The organism is Paraburkholderia sp. SIMBA_027, assembly GCF_046535315.1.
GTDB classification, from domain to species: Bacteria; Pseudomonadota; Gammaproteobacteria; order Burkholderiales; family Burkholderiaceae; genus Paraburkholderia; species Paraburkholderia tropica.
Map to the genome: position 1 here is coordinate 1 of NZ_JAWRWY010000313.1, position 302 is coordinate 302.

Consider the following 302-nt stretch of genomic DNA (forward strand, 5'->3'; position numbering starts at 1 on the left):
CCCATCCGCCATGGGACAAGAGTGCATCGAAACCAAACACGACGAACGTCAAGTCAGGGGACGACCATGAACACGCAAATCCTTCCGATATGCGCCGCACTGGCTCTGATCACAACTTCTGCAACTGCACAGGACAATCCAATGGAAAATCATACTGCCAGCTACATCGCCATGCCCGCCGCTGAAGGCCAGACCGAAGCATTCGCCGAATTTCTGGCCGGAGCCGCCCCGATTGTCGCGGACACCGAACCAGGCACCGTGCTTTGGTTTGCCTTACAAGCCGACGATACGCTCGCCATCTT

At 56.6% G+C, this 302-nt stretch carries 1 pseudogene; it reads left to right on the forward strand.

Annotation, left to right across the window (positions count from 1 at the left end):
* Positions 1–66: 66 nt before the first annotated feature.
* Positions 67–302 (forward strand): annotated as a pseudogene (locus tag SB764_RS39230) (hypothetical protein); the annotation flags it as partial.